Origin of the sequence: Mesorhizobium sp. AR02, assembly GCF_024746835.1 — a bacterium.
In the GTDB taxonomy this organism is placed as follows: domain Bacteria; phylum Pseudomonadota; class Alphaproteobacteria; order Rhizobiales; family Rhizobiaceae; genus Mesorhizobium.
Map to the genome: position 1 here is coordinate 4,209,358 of NZ_CP080531.1, position 18,156 is coordinate 4,227,513.

15 protein-coding genes are annotated in these 18,156 nt (G+C 63.8%); 4 read left to right on the forward strand and 11 right to left on the reverse strand.

Annotated elements, in window-relative coordinates:
* Positions 1–53: 53 nt before the first annotated feature.
* From hemH to DBIPINDM_RS24590, 10 genes are all read right to left on the reverse strand, one after another.
* Positions 54–1,118, reverse strand: a complete 1,065-nt coding sequence (gene hemH, locus DBIPINDM_RS24545) for a ferrochelatase (protein ID WP_258581634.1) — start codon at positions 1,116–1,118, stop codon at positions 54–56.
* Between the two features lie 138 nt (positions 1,119–1,256).
* A complete protein-coding gene (locus tag DBIPINDM_RS24550) occupies positions 1,257–3,371 on the reverse strand; it encodes a 5'-nucleotidase C-terminal domain-containing protein (RefSeq protein ID WP_258581635.1) in 2,115 nt (704 codons plus the stop codon).
* A 284-nt stretch (positions 3,372–3,655) separates the two neighbouring features.
* Positions 3,656–4,033, reverse strand: coding sequence for a hypothetical protein (locus DBIPINDM_RS24555; RefSeq protein ID WP_258581636.1), 378 nt, complete (start codon positions 4,031–4,033; stop codon positions 3,656–3,658).
* A 182-nt stretch (positions 4,034–4,215) separates the two neighbouring features.
* Entirely contained in the window at positions 4,216–5,661 is a 1,446-nt protein-coding gene (locus DBIPINDM_RS24560) for a homospermidine synthase (protein ID WP_258581637.1), read from the reverse strand.
* A 111-nt stretch (positions 5,662–5,772) separates the two neighbouring features.
* Positions 5,773–6,711 carry a heme-dependent oxidative N-demethylase family protein gene (locus DBIPINDM_RS24565; RefSeq protein ID WP_258581638.1) on the reverse strand — a complete coding sequence of 313 codons (939 nt, stop codon included), beginning with the start codon at positions 6,709–6,711 and terminating at the stop codon, positions 5,773–5,775.
* A complete protein-coding gene (locus DBIPINDM_RS24570) occupies positions 6,708–6,995 on the reverse strand; it encodes a YciI family protein (RefSeq protein ID WP_258581639.1) in 288 nt (95 codons plus the stop codon). The genes DBIPINDM_RS24565 and DBIPINDM_RS24570 overlap by 4 nt, the downstream gene beginning before the upstream one ends.
* Positions 6,996–7,008: 13 nt before the next feature.
* The gene (locus tag DBIPINDM_RS24575; RefSeq protein ID WP_258581640.1) at positions 7,009–7,671 is read right to left on the reverse strand and encodes an aminotransferase class IV family protein; all 663 of its coding nucleotides are present in this window, start codon (positions 7,669–7,671) and stop codon (positions 7,009–7,011) included.
* The gene (locus tag DBIPINDM_RS24580; protein WP_258581641.1) at positions 7,620–8,765 is read right to left on the reverse strand and encodes an aminodeoxychorismate synthase component I; all 1,146 of its coding nucleotides are present in this window, start codon (positions 8,763–8,765) and stop codon (positions 7,620–7,622) included. The genes DBIPINDM_RS24575 and DBIPINDM_RS24580 overlap by 52 nt, the downstream gene beginning before the upstream one ends.
* Before the next feature lie 173 nt (positions 8,766–8,938).
* On the reverse strand, positions 8,939–9,703 hold the full coding sequence (locus DBIPINDM_RS24585; protein ID WP_258581642.1) for a proton-conducting membrane transporter: 765 nt from the start codon (positions 9,701–9,703) through the stop codon (positions 8,939–8,941).
* Positions 9,704–10,063: 360 nt separating this feature from the next.
* Positions 10,064–11,902 (reverse strand): M3 family oligoendopeptidase, encoded by a 1,839-nt coding sequence (locus tag DBIPINDM_RS24590; protein ID WP_258581643.1) that lies wholly within the window; start codon positions 11,900–11,902, stop codon positions 10,064–10,066.
* 173 nt (positions 11,903–12,075) lie between these two features.
* Here DBIPINDM_RS24590 and DBIPINDM_RS24595 point away from each other — a divergent pair, with 173 nt between their 5' ends.
* The 3 genes from DBIPINDM_RS24595 (at position 12,076) to DBIPINDM_RS24605 (ending at position 16,279) form a co-directional block, all read left to right on the forward strand.
* Positions 12,076–13,611: a sigma-54-dependent transcriptional regulator gene (locus tag DBIPINDM_RS24595; protein WP_258581644.1), complete on the forward strand. Its 1,536-nt coding sequence runs from the start codon at positions 12,076–12,078 to the stop codon at positions 13,609–13,611.
* 470 nt (positions 13,612–14,081) lie between these two features.
* On the forward strand, positions 14,082–15,920 hold the full coding sequence (locus DBIPINDM_RS24600; RefSeq protein ID WP_416361705.1) for a DUF882 domain-containing protein: 1,839 nt from the start codon (positions 14,082–14,084) through the stop codon (positions 15,918–15,920).
* Between the two features lie 182 nt (positions 15,921–16,102).
* Positions 16,103–16,279 carry a hypothetical protein gene (locus tag DBIPINDM_RS24605; protein ID WP_181823646.1) on the forward strand — a complete coding sequence of 59 codons (177 nt, stop codon included), beginning with the start codon at positions 16,103–16,105 and terminating at the stop codon, positions 16,277–16,279.
* Between the two features lie 93 nt (positions 16,280–16,372).
* On the opposite strand, the gene DBIPINDM_RS24610 is transcribed toward DBIPINDM_RS24605, so the two are convergent.
* Complete coding sequence (locus DBIPINDM_RS24610; protein WP_258581646.1) at positions 16,373–17,266, reverse strand: AraC family transcriptional regulator; 894 nt, start codon at positions 17,264–17,266, stop codon at positions 16,373–16,375.
* A 130-nt stretch (positions 17,267–17,396) separates the two neighbouring features.
* On the opposite strand from DBIPINDM_RS24610, the gene DBIPINDM_RS24615 reads away from it, so the two are divergent.
* Positions 17,397–18,146, forward strand: a complete 750-nt coding sequence (locus DBIPINDM_RS24615) for an SDR family oxidoreductase (protein ID WP_258581647.1) — start codon at positions 17,397–17,399, stop codon at positions 18,144–18,146.
* The last annotated feature ends 10 nt before the right edge of the window (positions 18,147–18,156 follow it).

The following is an 18,156-nucleotide window of genomic DNA, read 5'->3' on the forward strand; positions in this document are numbered from 1 at the left end:
GAGTTCTCCGGAAGGTGCGCCTCAACGCTCCGGAGTGGCCGTTGTTCCGGGTGCTAGATCCAGCCGGAAAGTTCGCGCCGCACCATCGCCTCGATCACCGCCATGCCCTCGGCGCTGTCGTTGAGGCAAGGGATATGGGCGAAATTCTTGCCGCCGGCGTGATGAAAAGTCTCGGCCGCCTCGCGGCCGATCTCGTCCAGCGTCTCGATGCAGTCGACCGAAAAGCCGGGATTGACGATGGCGATCGACTTCACGCCGTCCTTGCCCAGCTTTTCAACCGTCTTGTCGGTGTAGGGTTGCAGCCATTCCTGCGCGCCGAAGCGCGACTGGAAGGTGGTGATCAGCCTCTTCTCGTCCCAGCCGAGCCTGTCGCGCAACAGCCGCGTCGTCTTCTGGCAGTGGCAATGATAGGGATCACCCTTCTCGAAATAGGGTTTTGGGATGCCATGATAGGAGGCGAGGACCACTTCTGGCTCGAAATCCAGCGTTGCGAGGTTCTGCTCGATCGAACGCGCCAGCGCCTCGATGTAGACAGGCTCGTCATAGTAGGGCGGCACACTGCGGATGGCGGGGGCTGCGCGCATCTTCATCAGCGCGCGAAACAGCTGGTCGTTGGCGGTCGCCGTCGTGGTCGCCGAATACTGGGGATAGAGCGGGAACGAAACGATACGGTCGCAGCCTTGCGCGACCAGCCTTTCGGCGACGCTTACCGTTGAAGGGTTGCCGTAGCGCATCGCCCAGTCGACGACGACGTCGGGCAGGTCGCGCAACGCTTCGGCCAGCTTTTCGCTCTGCGCGCGCGTGTAGGTGCGCAGCGGCGACTCGTTCCTCTCCCGGTTCCAGATCCGGGCGTAATTGGCGCCCGACTTCTTCGGTCGCGTGGTGAGCACCAGGCCGTAGAGGATCGGATACCAGATCGCCCTGTTGAGCTCGATGACACGCGGATCGGACAGGAATTCCCGGAGATACCGCCACATCGGCTTGAAGTCGGTGCCATCAGGCGTGCCGAGGTTGACCAGCATGACGCCGACCTTGCCGGTCTTGACCGGCGGATGCCCGGCCGGCCGTGGGGCGAGGGCCTTCGCGGCTTTGGGATCGACAGGGGTGGAAAGCGTCATAAGGGTTCTCCGGACACGGCGTGAAACTAGCGATGGTGCGCCGGTTTTCAATGCAGCGTCTGGCCGCACCTTAGCCTGAAAACGCAAAACCCGCCCGGTTTCCCGGACGGGCTTGTCATTGCAGAACCCGAAGCGGCGTTACTTCGCCGGGATGGTCAGCGTCGCGCTAGGCATAAGCCGATGCGGCCGTTGACCCTTGTTGGCTTCATAGATCAGCTTCCACTTGGTCGCGTCGCCATAGGCCTTCTTGGCCAGATCCCAATAGGTATCGCCGGCGACGATGACATGGCTGCCTGTTGCTGGCGCTGCCTCAGCGGGTTTTGCCGGTTCTGCTGGCGTTGGTGCCGCCGGTGCAGGGGCAGCTTCGGCCGGTTTTGCCGGTTCGGTTGGTGCAGGTGCTGGAGCAGCGGGAGCCGGCGGGGCCGGTGGCGGAGGCGCTGCATCCGTCGATATGGCCGGTGGTGTGTTGGCGATATCGCCTGAATTGGCGGGCAATTCGGGCATTGCCGGTGCCGTATCCGCGGGCTTTGCGGCCTCAGCGGGTTTGGCAGGCTCTGCTGGCGCGGGGGCAGGGGTTGCCTCGGCAGGCTTTGCCGGTTCGGCAGCCTTGGCCGGTTCCGCTGCCGGTGCCGCCGCGACAGTCGCGGCGATCTCGGTGATGCGGCCGTCGAGTTTGGGTGTGTAAGGCCGGTGGGCGCCGAGATAGTCGGCCACGACCTGCTCGAGGCCCGGACCGTAATCATAGGCGTTCTTGGCTTTTTCGGCGAAGACCTTGTAGCCGTCGCCGCCCTGGCGGACATAGTTGTTGGTGGCGACGAGATAATCCTTGTCGGGGTTGATCGGCGTCCAGGCGCCGTTCTCCATCACCTCCACCGACTTGACGCGGCCGGCATTGGGCGCGACCGACTTGTCGAAGGAATATTTGAGACCCGCGACCTGCGGGAAGCGGCCGGCGCCGTCCTCGATCTGGCTGAGGCCGCCTTCGAGACCGGCCACCAGGTCCTTGCCGGAAATCTGGAAGGTCGCCAGCGTGTTCTGGAACGGCAGCACGGTCAGCACCTCGCCCATGGTGACGGTGCCCTTGTCGATCGAAGCACGCAGGCCGCCGCCATTGGAAATGACGATCTCGACGCCCTGTCCCTTGACGCGGTCGAGGATCGCGTCGGAGACGAGGTTGCCCATCGCGCATTCCCTAGCGCGGCAATTCTCGCGGCTGCCGTCGATGACGTCGGTGGTCTCCGCCACTTCCTTGTTCTTCAGGGCCTCGATCGGCGCGCCAAGCTCCTTGATGCGGGCGAGCACGGCGGGATCGGGCGTGATCGACTTGTCGAGATAGATAGGATCGCCGCTGGCGGATTTGACGACGCCATTGTCGTCGAAGACGATCTTGAACTCGCCGAGATATTTTGAGTAGGAAGCCGCCTGCACCACCGGCACCTTGTAGCCGCCGGGATTGTCGACCATCGTCGGATAGGGGCCTGCCGCCTTCGGATCGGTGTTCGACAAAAGCGTATGGCTGTGGCCGCCGACGACGACGTCGATGCCGGGGATCTTGGCGATGACATCGCGCTCCCTGTTATAGCCGATATGGGTCACGGCGATGATCTTGTTGACACCTTGTGCCTTCAGCTTCTCGACCTCCGCCGTGATCGACTTGACGTCGTCCGCGATGGTGATGTTGGGGCCGGGGGAAGCGAGTTCGGGCGTGTCGTTGGTGACGGCGCCGACAATGCCGATCTTCTGCCCGCCGACTTCGACGACGATCGACGGCTTGATCTTGCCGGCTGCGCCGGACTTGTCGTTGGGCACGACATTGGCACTGACGATCGGGAACTTCGCCTTGTCGAGGTAAGGCACCAGCGCGCTCTCGCCGTCGTCGAACTCGTGGTTGCCGAGCGTCACCGCGTCGGGTTTTATCTGATTGAGGAATTCCTCTTCCACGGCGCCCTTGTAGGTGGTGTAGAACAGCGATCCCTGGAAGCTGTCACCTGCATTGAGCAGCAGCACGTTCTGGCCTTCGAGCTTCTTGCGTTCCTGGGCGATCGCCGTGATCAACCGGCCCGCGCCGCCGATGCATTCGCCCTTGGTCTCCTCGTCGGCCGAACAGGTCGATTCGTATTTGTTGTTGCCTTCGATGCGGCTGTGCCAATCATTGAAATGCAAAATGTTCAATGTGTAGTCGGCAAAGGATGCGCCGGCCGACAGGCCAAGCGTCGACACGGACAGGGCGGCAATGGCGGCAAGCTTCTTCATCTTCGTCTCCCGGTAGGCTGATCAGAGGCGTTTAGCGCCCTTGCTTGACTGGGGTATAACAGCCAGCGTTTTGACCATGTTCCCATCGCGTTCCGGCTGACGCAAGCGGAAATGCCGAGGTTGTTTGCAGCCGCAAAACCCGGGGTATTTTCTGGCGAAAAACCCGGGGTATTTTCTGGCGAAAAACCCGGGGTATTTTCTGGCGAAAAACCCGGGGTATTTGCAAATGCAAAAAAGGACGGCGGCCACAGGGCCGCCGTCCTTTTAGCTCGGTCAGTGTTGGTTCAAGTACGACGCGTAAACACGAAGTTCTTGCCAGCCGAGTCTGTGCAGTTGAGCTGGTTGATGGAGACCATCAGGCAGTTGGTGTTGATCTGCGTGTGGCGGATCAGCGAGGTGCCGGTGATCTCGAGGGACGTGGCGCCGGTCATGGTGTAGGAACCCTCGGCGAATGGCTCTCCAGTCTCGGCGGAAACAGTCTTGTATTTTCCGCCGTTGAATGTCGAAAGTGCCTTGCCCGTGCCGTCGATCCACGAACCTTCGACGCCTTTCGGTGCTGCCGCCATTGGCGGCTGGTCAGGACCGGTGGTGGTGCAGGCAGCGAGCATCAGGGCAACCGAACCCGCCACGCCCATCGAAAGAACTTTGCGCGCAATAGTCATCTGAAATCCTCTCCAAACGCATCGGCCCAAGAATCGGTTTTCGATTTTGGCAGGCGCGATGCGAACGTCCAAAGTACTGAAGCGGCGTGCGTCCGACGGGACGCGCGCTGCTCCAGGCCGCATCTCTTCAATCGCCCGATTTCCGGGCGATTGCAAGGCAATGGCGCATGGTGCGCGCGACGCTATCGGACGAGGATGTTGCGGAATTGCCACGGATCGCTGCGGTCGAGGTCCTCCGGGAACAGCCCCGGGCGTCTGTCGAGCGGCGTCCAGTCGGTATAATGGCCTTCGACCGGTCCGAGATAGGGCGACTGCACTTCCAGGCAGCGCTTGTAGTCCATCTCGTCGGCCTCGACGATGCCGGCATCCGGGTTTTCCAGCGCCCAGACCATGCCGGCCAGAACCGCAGAGGTGACCTGCATGCCGGTGGCGTTCTGATAGGGCGCCAGCTTGCGCGCCTCGGCGAGCGAGAGGTGCGAGCCATACCAGTAGGCATTCTTGTCGTGGCCGTAGAGCAGGACGCCGAGCTCGTCGACACCGTCGACCAGCTCGTTCTCGTCAAGCACGTGGTGCACCGGCTGAGGCTTGCCGGCGGCGCCGAACATCTCGTCCAGCGACAGCATCGCATCGTTGCAGGGATGGTAGGCGTAATGGCAGGTCGGCCGGTATTGGACCTTGCCTTTCTTGGAGCGCACGGTGAAGAAATCGGCGATCGAGATCGCCTCGTTGTGCGTCACAAGCAGGCCGTATTGCGGGCCTGGCGTCGGGCACCAGGAGCGCACGCGCGTGTTGGCGCCGGGCTGCTCCAGATAGATCGCGGCCTTGGAGCCGTGCTTGTGCTTCTTGCCGTTCTTCGGCATCCATTTCTCATGCGTGCCCCAGCCGAGTTCGGCCGGCTGCAGGCCCTCGGAGATGAAGCCCTCGACCGACCAGGTGTTCCAGAACACATCCATCGGCTTCGGCTTCTTGGCGCGCTGGGTGTCGCGCTCGGCGATATGGATGCCCTTCACGCCGGCCTTCTTCATCAGCTTGGCCCAGCCCTCGCGGTCTTCCTGCGCGGGCTCCGAGAACTCCAGGCCAAGATCGGTGGCGAGGTTGACCAGCGCCTGCTTGACGAACCACGAAACCATGCCGGGGTTGGCACCGCAGGTCGACACGGCGGTGGCGCCGCCCGGTCTGTCGTGCTTTTCCTTGATCAGCGCTTCGCGCAGCGCATAGTTGGTGCGGCTGGCATTGTCGGCCTTGGCGTCGAAATAGAAGCCGGGCCACGGCTCGACGACGGTGTCGATGTAGAGCACGCCGAGCTTGCGGCAGAGCCGCATCAGGTCTACCGAGCCGGTATCGACCGACAAATTGACGCAAAAGCCCTGGCCGCCGCCATTAGTCAGCAGCGGCGTCAGAAGCTTCTTGTAGTTCTTCTCGGTCACCGCTTCCTGGACGAAGGCGATGCCGCGCTCGTCGAGCAGCTTGCGGTCGGTATCGCGTGGGTCGAGGACCGTCATGCGCGACTTGTCGAACTTGAAATGGCGTTCGATGAGCGGCAGCGTTCCCCGTCCGATCGAGCCGAAGCCGATCATCACCACGGGGCCGGTGATCTCACCGTAAACGGGCCAGTTTTCATTCGCCATTTTATCGAGCACTCCTTCGGACACGTGCAAAAACCCGGGCATTTTCGCCCAACGGTCATGCGCTACATCACAGATCATTGTCATAAACCAGCGAAAAGCGCCAACCTGAGGCTAGCCGTCCCTGGCCATGTGGTTAAGGACCGACATCAGCCGGGCGCGGTCTGATGTCAGGCCCTTATAGTCGAGCTGGTCGAGATCGAGCGCTTCCAATTGAGCGGCAAAAGACACTGCGAGCGTTGCCCGGTCGGGATGCCGCGCCAGTACGGCGAGCGGGTCGAGATGGATGCGGATGGTGAACAGGATGTCGCGTGAGGACGGCAGCTTGCGCAGCGTCTGACGCTCGACGCGGATGAAGGCGTGCGCCTTGACGTCACCGTCAGGGAAGCGTGTCGGCCGGTTGGTGGCGCGGTCGATGCGCTCGACATTCGATAGCGGATGGTAGAGCGCATTGTCGGCCTGGATCGACCAGTTGAAGCGCTCGACCGCCTGGCCCTGCAGACCGTCGAACATGCGGTTGATCAATGCGGCGGGGCGCGTGCCCGGGCCGAAGCCCGGCACAGGCTCATGGATCTGCTGCAGCGGCTTGCCGAACTTTTCGAGCAGCGACCAGGACGAGGGAAAGCACAGCGAACCCGCCGCGAGCCGCCAGCCGCTGTCGTCGCGGCGCATCAGGATCAGGTCTTCCTGGACCAGCAGCGAGGCTGCGACCAGCGGCGCGCCGGCAAGACCCGAAGGCAGGGCAGGGTGGTTCGCGGCGTCGACCACCTCGACGCCCGCATCGGTGCGGCGATGGGTGTTTGGAAATCTCTCCGGCAGGTACGCGCCGAGCAAGTCGAGCACTTCGCCCTGGGCGTCCCGTGTACCGTCCTCCTCGACGAAAACCCGTTCGGGGATTTCAGCATAAAGCCGGCGCTTCTCGGCGAGATAGGGCAGGAGATGGCTGTCGACCTCGATCCAGCTTGCGGGGTCGAGCGGCTTCAGGCCGATGTTGAACAGCTTCGACGAGCCATCATAAGGGGTGTGGGTAGGCAGGGCCTCGACCAAGCTCATGCTTCCTTGAAAGCGTCGAGACCGCCGGCGGTCATCCTGGCCAGGAATTCGGTGACGTCGTAGTCCGCGGCACCCGCCTTGGCGAAGGGGTCGGCAGCCAGCCTGGCGTCGAGGATTTCGCGCGGGCCTTGCGCGATGATCATGCCTCCGGTCCGCGGTTTCTTCGGCCCGGAGGCGATGAAGATGCCCTCCGCATAGCAGGCCCTCAGCCATTCGATATGCGCCGCCTGCAAGCGGTCGATCTCGGTCAACGGCACCTTGTAGTTCAGCGAAACGACGAACATGGCATTCTCCTGGTCACACCAGCTTTGCGGGAATCAGGCCGCGCAGCGAATTGCCGACAAAGAGAGCCTTGGCCGACTTCAGATCATCGTAGGTGTAGATCGCTTCCGCCGCCCGGCCTTCATCCAGAAGCTCGGCGCGCAATACGCCAGGCAGCAGGCCGCAATCGAGCCGGGGCGTTGCCAGCACGCCGTCGCCGAAATCGGCGAAGACATTGGTGATGGTGCCTTCGCAGATTTCGCCGCGCTCATTGGCCAGGATCACCTCGTCGGCCTGGGTGACGAGATATTCGGAACGGGCATGGGTGTAGAGTTGCCGCCGGCTGGTCTTGTGGCGCAGCAGCGTGTTGCTTGAATCGAGCCGCGTCCGCGCCAGCCGCAGCACCCAGACCTTGTCGGCGGCCAGCGGTTCGTAGGGTTGCGCCGAGGCGGTGGCTTCGCCGTTGCGCGCCAAAGCGAGCCGCGTGCGCATGGCGGTCTGGGAGCCGTCGATCGCGTTGCCTAGCACGGCGCCTATTCCCTGCGGATCGCAGGCAAAGCCGAGCTCCGCCGCCGAGCCATAGAGGCGTGCAAGGTGGCGATCGAAGCGCAGGAAGCCCGTCCCGGTCTGCCAGCGCATGGTCTCGATCAGCTCGAAATCGGCGGTGTCCCCGTCGCGAAGCGGGCTTTGAGCAGACACTCCTGATACTCCTCCTCAGGCGTCGAATCGAAGACAATGCCGCCGCCGACATTGTAGACGGCCTCGCCACTGGCAAAGAGCGAGATGGTGCGGATCGCCACGGAAAAGCGCATCGTGCCGCCGGGCGCGATCCAGCCGATGGCGCCGCAGTAGACGTCGCGCGGCGTGCCCTCCAGATCGTGCAGGATCTCCATGGCACGGATTTTGGGCGCGCCGGTGATCGAGCCACAGGGAAAGAGTGCTGCGAAGATCTGGCGGATCGAGAGCCCCGGCAGCAGCTTCGCCCTGACGTCGCTCACCATCTGGTGGACGGTCGGGTAGCTCTCGATGCGGAACAGTTCCGGCACCTCCAAGGTGCCGACCTCGCTGATCAGCGAGATGTCGTTGCGCAGGAGGTCGACGATCATCCGGTTCTCGGCCTGGTTCTTTTCGTCATTGCGCAGGAAGGTCTTCTGCCGCTCGTCTTCGGCCTTGGTCGCGCCACGCGGGGCCGTGCCTTTCATCGGATGCGTCTCGATCATCCCGGCGGCATTGATCTCGAAGAACAGTTCAGGCGAGCGCGACAGCACGATCGGGTCACCCAGCGCCACCAGCGCGCCATACTTCACCGGCTGGCGCTCGGTCAGGGCGTTGAAGGCGGCAAGCGGGTCGCCAGACCATTGCGCCTGCACCGGAAAGGTCAGATTGCCCTGGTAGCAATCGCCTTGCCTGATGTGTTGATGCAGCCGCGAGAAGCGTTTCTCATAATCCTCGAACGACCAGGCCGCCCTTGCATCGAAGATCGGGCCGTTGGTCGCTGCTGCGTTGCGCGGCGGCACCGCTTCTTCGGCCGGAGTGTCGAAGACGCCGAGGCAGACCAACGGTGCGCGACGTCCCTTCGGCAGCAAGGGAACGAGTTTCGGTTCGAGCAGGTAGCCAGCCTCATAGGAGAAATAGCCGGCCAGCCATTTGCCGGCATCGTGCGCGGCCTGTGCTGCTTGCAACGCCGCCGGGAAGTCCTTTGCCTCATGCGCCACGATGATGTCAGCAGGCCGGTCGAAGACGAGCTGACGCGCGCTTTCGTCGTTGCGGAAAATGGCGGCGGGCAGGGACATGGGACTCGGGTGCTGCGGTCAATGAAGCCGTTGACCGCTCTATATGGGGGGCCGCCTGCGCGCAATCGAGGGAACGTCACCTTGCCCCTTAAAGCCGACCTGCTGGATCGGGTCGGCAAAAACAAACCGGCGGCGCCCGTGGCGCCGCCGGCTGTGATCCTTGCTTCGGCCGCTCAGGTGTTGCTGGCGGTTCCCGCCGAAGGAAATTGCTTGGCGAATTCCGCCTCGTTGCCGGCCGCCAGCAACTTGGCCTGTTCGACCCAGCGCTCGCGCTCGACACGGCCACCGAATTGCAGGGCGTGCTCGATCCGCTCGATGTCGGCGGCCGTCCAGGCGGCGATCTGGGCGAAGCTGGTCACGCCTTGTCCCTTGAGCAGCTTCTCGTTGACAGGGCCGATGCCGATCAGCCTGCGCAGGTTGTCTGGCTTGGCCGTGGCTGGCCTGGCTGGCGCCGGTGCGGCTGTCTTGGCAGCTGCTGCCTTGGGAGCGGCCGCGCTCTTGGTTGCAGAGCCGGCGGCTGCGGGTTTGCTCGCCGCGGGTTTGGCTGGAGCCGCGGCCTTGGCCGCGGCGGGTTTCGCCGCTGCCGGCTTTGCCGCGGCTGGTTTGGCCGGTGCAGCCTTGGCCGCCGGAGTGGATTTGGCCGTGGCCGGCGTCGACATCAGGGTGGCTGATGGTTGACTGGCGGCCTTTGCTCCGCCAGCACCCGTGGATGCCTGCGCCTCGCGCAACTGTCGCTCGAGGTCGGCGCGGGTCTTGCCGCATGCATTGAGTTCGCCGGTCAGGCGGTCGCTGTCGGCGCGCAGCCGGTCGCGCTCGCTGCGGGTGCGGTCGAGGTCGCCGCGCAGGCTGTCGAGTTCACCACGCAGGCGGCCCCAGATAAACCAGCCAACCAACACGCCTACCAGGAACGCCAGGACCACGTAGAAAAAAGTGCCCATTGTCTCTCTCCAGTCAGATCCGTCTGCCGTGGGTCATGACCTTCGGCGATGGACTACTCGATGATGGTTCCGCGGGTTCGCAGAACAGCCGGCTTCGGTTCGAGCTGTTGGCGATCGGCTTTGCTTGCCCATGGCCAACGGCCGTTGTCGCGTTCGCCTGAGCGTCACGGCCGGCTGAGATTTTCCCTCGCCGATCCGCATGTGCTCCGGCTGAGCTTGCAGCGAAGGCTATCATAGAGCTTGCGGAAAGCTACGGGAAAACGTCCGTCGAGAGTTCTTCAAGAACAAATATTTAGCGCAAGAATAGTGCGATCCCAACATGCATTCCGGCTAAACTGTTCTTGGCAGGATGGAGAAGTCTCAACCGTCGAGCGTTTCCAGTTCGTCGATCAGGCCGCTGATGACACCGAGCCCGATCTGCCAGAAGGCGGGGTCGGTGGCGTCGAGGCCGAAGGGCGCCAGAAGCTGCGAGTGATGCTTGGTGCCGCCGGCGCGCAGCATCTCGAAATACTTGTCCTGGAAGCCGCGCTCGGCGTTCTGGTAGACGGCGTAGAGCGAGTTCACCAGGCAGTCGCCGAAAGCATAGGCATAGACGTAGAAGGGCGAATGGATGAAGTGCGGGATGTAGGTCCAGAACACCTCGTAGCCGTCGCGCAGTTTGATCGCGGGACCGAGGCTTTCGGCCTGCACTTCCAGCCAGAACTGGCCGAGCCTGTCGGACGTCAGTTCGCCGTTGCGGCGCTCGGCATGCACCTTGCGCTCGAATTCGTAGAAGGCGATCTGGCGGACCACCGTGTTGATCATGTCCTCGACCTTCTGGGCGAGCATGGCCTTGCGCTCACGCCTGTCGGTGGTCTGCTCCAGCAGCGAGCGGAAGGTCAGCATCTCGCCGAAGACGGAAGCCGTCTCGGCCAGCGTCAGCGGCGTCGAGGCCATCAGCGCGCCCTGGCCGGCGGCCAGCACCTGGTGCACGCCGTGGCCGAGCTCATGCGCCAGCGTCATCACGTCGCGCGGCTTGCCCATGTAGTTGAGCAGCACGTAGGGGTGCGCCGACGGCACGGTCGGATGCGCAAAGGCGCCTGGCGACTTGCCCGGGCGCACCGGCGCGTCGATCCAGTTGCGGTCGAAGAAGGTGCGCGCGATCTCGGCCATCTCGGGGGAGAAGCGCTGATAGGCCGACAGCACGGTGTTCCTGGCTTCGTCCCAGCCGATCACCGCCTGCGGTGTCTCCGGCAGCGGCGCGTTGCGGTCCCAGTGGTTCATCACCTCCATGCCGAGCCAGCGCGCCTTCATCGCGTAGTAGCGGTGCGACAGGCGCGGATAGGCCTCGCGCACGGCGGTGGCGAGCGCATCGACCACGCCACGCTCGACACGGTTGGCGAGATGGCGTGAATCGGCGATGTCCTCGAAGCCGCGCCAGCGGTCGGATATTTCCTTGTCCTTGGCCAGCGTGTTGGTGATCAGCGTGAAGGTGCGCAAATTCTTGCGGAAGGTCGCGGCCAAGGCCTCGGAGGCGCGGCGGCGCACCTCGCCGTCGGCATCCTGCAGGCGGTTGAGCGCCGGCTCCAGCGTCAGCTCCTCGCCATCGACGTCGAAGCGGAGGTCGGTCATCGTCTCATCGAACAGGCGGTTCCAGGCGCCGCGTCCGGTAATCGACTTCTCGTGGAAAAGCTGCTCGACGCGATCCTCGAGCTGGTAGGGTTTGTCCATTCTAAGGTCGAGCACCCAGGGCCGGTAGTGGCCGAAAGCGGAATCGGTCGCCAGCGCGCTCTCGATCGCGGCGTCCTCGATCAGGTTCAGTTCGAGCGCGAAGAACAGAAGATGCGCGCTGGCGTCGGTCATCTTCTCCTGGATGTCGCCATAGAGCTTGGCGCGCTGCGGATCGGCGGTGTTGCCGGCATAGACCAGGCCGGCATAGGAGACGATGCGGCCGATCAGTTCCTCCAGCGCCTCGTAGGCGACCAGCGCCTCGCCCAGCCTGCCGGCGCTGCCGCGCCCGGCCTCGGCGGCGAGCGTGCCCTTCCAGCGGCTCTCGAAAGCGATCGCGTCGGCGGCGGCCCTGGCGATGTCACGCTTCAGTTCCGGGGCTTCCATGCCGGCATAGAGGTCGGCAAGGTTCCATTCCGGCAGATCGCCAAGCTCGGCCGCGCCCTGACCGGACGCCGGTGCCGCAAGCCGCCGACCAAACATCATGCGCATCGACAATACCTTCTGTGAATCAAGGAGCCAGAATCAGGGGGCCAAAATCAAGGTGAATGAGCAAGCCGGTCAAATCCTAAGGAATTCGTTCACCGGGTTTTTTGAAACCTTATTTAGAACCCTGTGCCAAGATGATCCATGGGGATTTCGAGCGCGGGCAGTTCAAGACAGTCATGACAGGTTCCATACTCATAGTCGATGACGATCCCGTGCAGCGCCGGCTGCTCGAGGCGGCGGTGACGCGCTTCGGCCACACGGCAATCGTCGTCGACGGCGGTGCCGCCGGCCTCGACGTGCTCGACGGGCCTGGCGCCCGCGACGTCTCTGTGGTGATCCTCGACCTGGTCATGCCCGGTGTCGACGGCATTGGCGTGCTGAAGGCGATGCGCGAACGCGACATCACCGTCCCGGTCATCGTGCAGACCGCCCAGGGCGGCATCGAAACCGTGGTGTCGGCGATGCGCCACGGCGCCTTCGATTTCGTCGTCAAGCCGGCTTCGCCCGACAGGCTGCAGGCGTCGATCGCCAATGCGCTGAAGGTCGAGGCGGTCGAGGGCGAGGTCAAGCGCACATCGCGCAAGCGCGGCGGGCTTTTGACCTTCAGGGACATGATCACCCACAGCCCGGCCATGGACAGGGTGATACGTCTCGGACAGAAAGCGGCTGCCTCCAACATCCCGATCCTGATCGAAGGCGAATCCGGCGTCGGCAAGGAACTGGTGGCGCGCGCCATCCAGGGCACCGGTGACCGGCGCTCGAAACCGTTCGTCACCGTCAATTGCGGCGCCATTCCCGACAATCTGGTCGAATCGATCCTGTTCGGCCACGAGAAGGGCTCGTTCACCGGCGCTACCGACAAGCACACTGGCAAGTTCGTCGAGGCGCATTCGGGCACGTTGTTCCTCGACGAGATCGGTGACCTGCCGCTCGACGTCCAGGTCAAGCTGCTGCGCGCCGTGCAGGACGGCGAGGTCGATCCGGTCGGCGGCCGCGCCACCGTCAGGGTCGACATCAGGCTGATTTCGGCGACGCACCGCAACCTCCTGCAGCAGGTCAAGGACGGCAAGTTCCGCGAGGACCTGTTCTACCGGCTGAATGTCTATCCCATCTTCGTGCCGCCGCTGCGCGACCGCCGGGACGACATTCCGCATCTGGTCACGCATTTCATGGAAAAGGTGGCGCCCGCCGACCCGCGCCGCCGCCTGCAAGGCATTTCGGCGGCAGCACTTGCGGTGCTGCAGGCCTATGACTGGCCCGGCAACATCAGGCAGCTCGAAAACGCCGTGTTCCGCGCCTCGGTGCTGTGTGACGGCGACGTGCTCGATGTCGATGATTTCCCGCAGATCCGGGCGCAGGTGGAAGGCACCGTCAATCTCGAAACTGACGATACGGCACCGCACTTTTCATCGCCACCAGGACCGCGCGATGAGGAGGTCCCGGACGGCGATTCCACCCCGATGGCTGAGCCGGATCGGCCGGCCGTGCTTCAGCCCAGGTTCGGCACGCTGCGGGCGCTCGACGAACGCGGCAATGTGCGGGCGCTGGCCGATGTCGAACTCGAGATGATCAAGCTCGCCATCGATCATTACAACGGCCAGATGAGCGAAGTCGCGCGCCGCCTCGGCATCGGCCGTTCGACGCTTTACCGCAAGCTCAAGGAATACGGCATCGATCCGGAAACTGGCCGCGTCGAGCGGCTCGCGTCCTAAGGCGCGCCGCGTCGAAACGGATTCACGCGACGCGCTTTAGGACTTTGGCTCTTATACAGTCGTTCGCCCAGGACCGAGGTCACTTTCGGGCGACAAGCATTCGACGCAAGGTCGGGACCAGCTTGCAGTGCCATAGTGGGCCCTGTAACGGTGTTTCGGCTGGAATATGGCAAGCCTGTGGACAGCTCTGTTCACGCATTAAGGCTAACGGTAACAGATCGTGTTCGGCCAAAGCCGGAATCCTGATCTAAACCAGCGGTTTACCAAGAAACCTTGTGAACAATTTTTGACGGGATATCGCCATGGTGTTACCGCATTTCGGCTTCAATAAGCGATGATTAACCATTAGGATCGATATTCGGATGTGAAAACGACACATCCGTTTGGGCAAATCCGGGGACAAACGGCAGCCTGCAAGGCCTTTTGATTTGAACAGAATCGAACGACTCACAAACGGGCGTCATCATCATTTGAGCGTCTGGCCGAGATGGCTGGCAGCTTTGATTGTCGCTTTTGGTTTTGTTGCCGCGGCCGCCACCGGCGCCCAGGCCGAAGTTCGTTCGCTGAAGCTCTACCACCTCCACACGCACGAAAAGGCCGAGATCGTCTACAAGCGCAACGGCCGCTACGTTCCCGAGGGCTTGCGCAAGATCAACATCATCCTGCGCGACTGGCGCCGCAACGAGCCGACCAAGATGGATCCGCGCCTGCTGGACCTGGTCTGGGAGGCCTATCGGGAAAGCGGCGCCACCGACTATATCCAGGTCGTCTGCGGCTACCGTTCGCCGGCGACCAACTCGATGCTGCGCAGCCGCAGCCGGGGTGTCGCCGAGAAGAGCCAGCATATGCTCGGCAAGGCGATGGATTTCTACATTCCCGGCGTGCCGCTGAAGAAGCTGCGCAATATCGGCCTCAAGATGCAGGGCGGTGGCGTCGGCTACTATCCGACCTCCGGTTCGCCGTTCGTCCATATGGATGTCGGCAATGTGCGCCACTGGCCCGGCATCAGCCGCCAGGAACTGGTCAGCCTGTTCCCCAACGGCAAGACGCTGCATGTGCCAAGCGACGGCCGGCCGCTGCCGGGCTATGAGCAGGCAATGGCCGCCTACAAGGCACGCAAGGGTTCGGGTACGCCCAATGTCGAGATGGCCAGTGTCGGCGGCGGTAAGAAGTCGGGTGGGTTCCTGTCTGCTCTCTTCGGTGGCGGCGGCTCCGATGAAGCCGACGACAGCGCCGATGTCGAAACCGCTTCGGCCGAGCCGGCGCCCAAGGCTAGAAGCCTGAAGCCGGCCGCGACCGCCAAGAGCAGCAACCTGCCAGGCATCGCCATCGTCGCGCCCGAGAAAGCGCAGCGCGCCAACATTCCGCAGATTGCCGAAGAGCAGGCTCCGGAACCGGAAAAGGATACGCCGGAAACGATCATTGCCGCGCTGCCGGCCAAGGAAATTCCGGTGCCCGATTTCGCGCCGCGGCCGAAGGCCGATGTCGGCGCGGAGCCTGAGAATGTTCCGTTCGCCATGGCGGACGCGACGGCGACCACCGAACAGGCCGTGGCGACCGCGCAGGCGCCGGCGAATATGCCTTTCAGCAAGGCTGACCCTGCCGCGGCATCGGCGGCTGCAGCCGCCGATCCGGCGCAGGTTGCCGTCAACAACATCCCCTTGCCGACATGGCGTCCCGAACGCACGCTGCCCGCGGAACTCGCACCGCCGCCCAGCAAGGATGTGCTGATGGCGCTGGCGGATACGGCTGAACAAGGCAGCACCGCGACCGATGCGTTCTCGGTGCTGCCGACGGCGCGGCCCGAGCCGGCCAAGCCGGACGCCGTCAAGGCCGTGCTCGACGAGGCCAATGCCCAGGTCGGCAATGCCGACGAATATCAGGTTGCGTCGCTGTCCGAAGAACCCCGCTCGGCCTTCAACGATCCGTCTGATATCAATGCCGCATCGCCGCGCCAGGCAGTTGCTGCCCGTCCGGCCGGTTCCGATCCGGCCGCCGCGATCGGCGCCGGCGTGAAGACGACCCGCAAGGAAGCCAGGGCCACCGCCCGCGACCAGAAGCCCGGCCCCAGGGCCATGGTGGTTGCCGCGGCACCCCAGGCCGCCCGCTGGGCGCTGACCAGCGGCGATAACGTCGCCAGCGTTTCGAGCGCGACGACGGCGCCTGGCTACGCCTACAATATCGTGCATACGCCGCCGAGCGAGGTCTACACGGCCGGCTTCCAGCCGAGCAACGAGGTGGCTGACGTCAATCGCTTCACCGGCAATGCCGTCAAGTTCATGTCGGTCGCCCGCTTCCAGACGAAGTAACCGCCTGGCCAGATGTGATAGAAGCCGCGCTGGGCAATCGGCGCGGCTTTTTGCCGACCAAAGGCGCGATGCATGCGACGCCTCGATCCCTGCAAGATCACGCGCGGCTGAACTTCTCGTGAAGCCGGAACGGCAGACCTATTTCCGGGTTAGTAAGGGTGCGTTCCAACCCGGGGATATTCATGAAGAAGATACTACTGGCATCAGTTCTGGCATTGGTTGCAGCCTCGGCCGCGATCGCTCCATCGCAAGCCGAAACCGTGATCATCAAGAGCGGCAAGCATCACTGCAGGACCAAGCTGGTCACGCATTGGGTTCACCATCACAGGGTGACCGAGCAGGTCAAGGTCTGCCACTGATCGGGAACCGATAGGGTCTGGAGAATTGGCCCGGTCGGCAAGAGCCGGCCGGGCTTTTCATTGTCGCCCATAGTCACTTTTGGGCGGCGGGCGTCAGTCGATTTCCAGTGTGGCGGCCTCGCCCCTGGCGAGAAGCCGCGCGGCGTCACGCGCCGGCGGCAGTCCGAAATGGCGCGCATATTCCCGGCTGAACTGGGATGCGCTTTCATAGCCGACGACAAAGGCGACGCGCGCGGCGCTGCCTGGCTCTGCGATCAGCAGATGACGCGCCTCCAGCAGACGGACCTGCTTCTGATACTGGATCGGGCTCATGGCGGTCGCCGCCTTGAAGTGGCGGTGAAACGAAGCGTTGCTCATATGCGCGAGCTCGGCCAGACCAGTCACATCGATAGGCTCGTTGTAGTGCGATCGTATCCAGGCGGTGGCGCGGCGGATCTGTGACAGGCGGCCGTCAGCGCGCGCGAGCTGGCGCAGCTTCGCGCCTTGCGGGCCCTGCAACAGGCGGAATGCGATCTCGCGTTCGAGCATGGGCGCGAGCACGGGAATTTCGGCTGGCCGGTCGAGCAGCCGCAGCATGCGGCGCCATGCATCGAGCAATTCGTCATCGGCCCGGTTGGTCACGAAGCTGTCGCCCTCGACCGCCGGCTTGTGGTCGATGATCAGGGCGGCGATCAGCTCGATATCGAGGGCGAAGGCGATGGCCATGTAAGGACGGGCGCTGCTCGCCTCGATCAACTGGCTGGTGGCGGGCGTCTCCACCGCATAGACGAAATAGCTGCCGGCGCCATAGCGAAGCGTACGGTCGCCGATCAGCACCGTTTTGGTCCCCTGCAGCACGAACAGCGCCGTCGGCTGACAAAGCTCGGGCAGCGGCGGGCTCGGAACCTCGCTGCGGCCGATGGTGACACGCGGGATGGCTGTTTTGGTGCGCCGCCCATGCGCATGGCGGCCGGCGATCGCGATCAATTCCTGCAAGGCTTCTTCCATGTCTTCAACATTGCCGATCTAGGCACCCCGCGCAACCGGTTGAGAGGATTAGGCAAGAGGACGCGAGTATCCGGCGCGCGAAACGGATCGATGCACGTCATATCCAGGTCACCAAGAAGGAGACATGGACATGACGACGAACATGAATGCGCTGGTCACCGGCGCCAACAAAGGCATCGGCCTCGAGACCGCTCGCCGGCTGGCGGCCATGGGGTTCAAGGCCTGGCTCGGCGCCCGCGATGCGGAGCGCGGGGAGGCTGCGGCAAAGGCGTTGCGCAATGAAGGGCTCGACGTCGAATGGCTCGAGCTCGACGTCACCAGCGACGACAGCGTGGCGGCCGCGGCCAGAACCTTGACGGCGCAGGTATCCAGCCTAGACGTGCTGGTCAACAATGCCGGCATTGCCCCCGGCTATGTTGACGCGCTCGGACCTGACGGCCGCTACGAACGGCCGCCGAGCCTGGAGAATGTCACCGATATGAAGGCCACCTATGACGTCAACGTCTTCGGCCCGCTTCGCGTTACCCAGGCCTTCCTGCCGCTGCTCCTGGCATCGCCCGCCGCCCGCATCGTCATGGTCAGCAGCAATCTCGGCTCGATCGCGCGCGCCGCGGGCAACGGCCAGTCGCCCAATGTCATGGGCTATGGCAGCTCGAAGACAGCGCTCAATGCCATCACCGTGGCCTTCGCCCGGGAGCTTTCGCCGCGCGGCATCATGGTCAACGCCGCCGCTCCCGGCTACACCGCGACGGACCTCAATGCGCATAGAGGCGGCCGTACGGTGCAGCAGGCTGCCGGGATCATCGTGCAGTTGGCGACGCTGAAGGCCGGCGGACCTACCGGCGGCTATTTCGATGAGAACGGTCCGTTGCCCTGGTGAGCGAAGGACC

Excerpts from the sequence above, each read along its gene's own strand:
- DBIPINDM_RS24550 (WP_258581635.1), bottom strand. The coding sequence starts at position 3,371 with ATGAAGAAGCTTGCCGCCATTGCCGCCCTGTCCGTGTCGACGCTTGGC.
- DBIPINDM_RS24585 (WP_258581642.1), bottom strand. The coding sequence starts at position 9,703 with ATGGGCACTTTTTTCTACGTGGTCCTGGCGTTCCTGGTAGGCGTGTTG.
- DBIPINDM_RS24595 (WP_258581644.1), top strand. The coding sequence starts at position 12,076 with ATGACAGGTTCCATACTCATAGTCGATGACGATCCCGTGCAGCGCCGG.
- DBIPINDM_RS24570 (WP_258581639.1), bottom strand. The coding sequence starts at position 6,995 with ATGTTCGTCGTTTCGCTGAACTACAAGGTGCCGTTGACCGAGATCGAC.
- DBIPINDM_RS24610 (WP_258581646.1), bottom strand. The coding sequence starts at position 17,266 with ATGGAAGAAGCCTTGCAGGAATTGATCGCGATCGCCGGCCGCCATGCG.
- DBIPINDM_RS24555 (WP_258581636.1), bottom strand. The coding sequence starts at position 4,033 with ATGACTATTGCGCGCAAAGTTCTTTCGATGGGCGTGGCGGGTTCGGTT.
- DBIPINDM_RS24605 (WP_181823646.1), top strand. The coding sequence starts at position 16,103 with ATGAAGAAGATACTACTGGCATCAGTTCTGGCATTGGTTGCAGCCTCG.
- DBIPINDM_RS24590 (WP_258581643.1), bottom strand. The coding sequence starts at position 11,902 with ATGCGCATGATGTTTGGTCGGCGGCTTGCGGCACCGGCGTCCGGTCAG.
- DBIPINDM_RS24580 (WP_258581641.1), bottom strand. The coding sequence starts at position 8,765 with ATGTCCCTGCCCGCCGCCATTTTCCGCAACGACGAAAGCGCGCGTCAG.
- hemH (WP_258581634.1), bottom strand. The coding sequence starts at position 1,118 with ATGACGCTTTCCACCCCTGTCGATCCCAAAGCCGCGAAGGCCCTCGCC.
- DBIPINDM_RS24560 (WP_258581637.1), bottom strand. The coding sequence starts at position 5,661 with ATGGCGAATGAAAACTGGCCCGTTTACGGTGAGATCACCGGCCCCGTG.
- DBIPINDM_RS24565 (WP_258581638.1), bottom strand. The coding sequence starts at position 6,711 with ATGAGCTTGGTCGAGGCCCTGCCTACCCACACCCCTTATGATGGCTCG.
- DBIPINDM_RS24615 (WP_258581647.1), top strand. The coding sequence starts at position 17,397 with ATGACGACGAACATGAATGCGCTGGTCACCGGCGCCAACAAAGGCATC.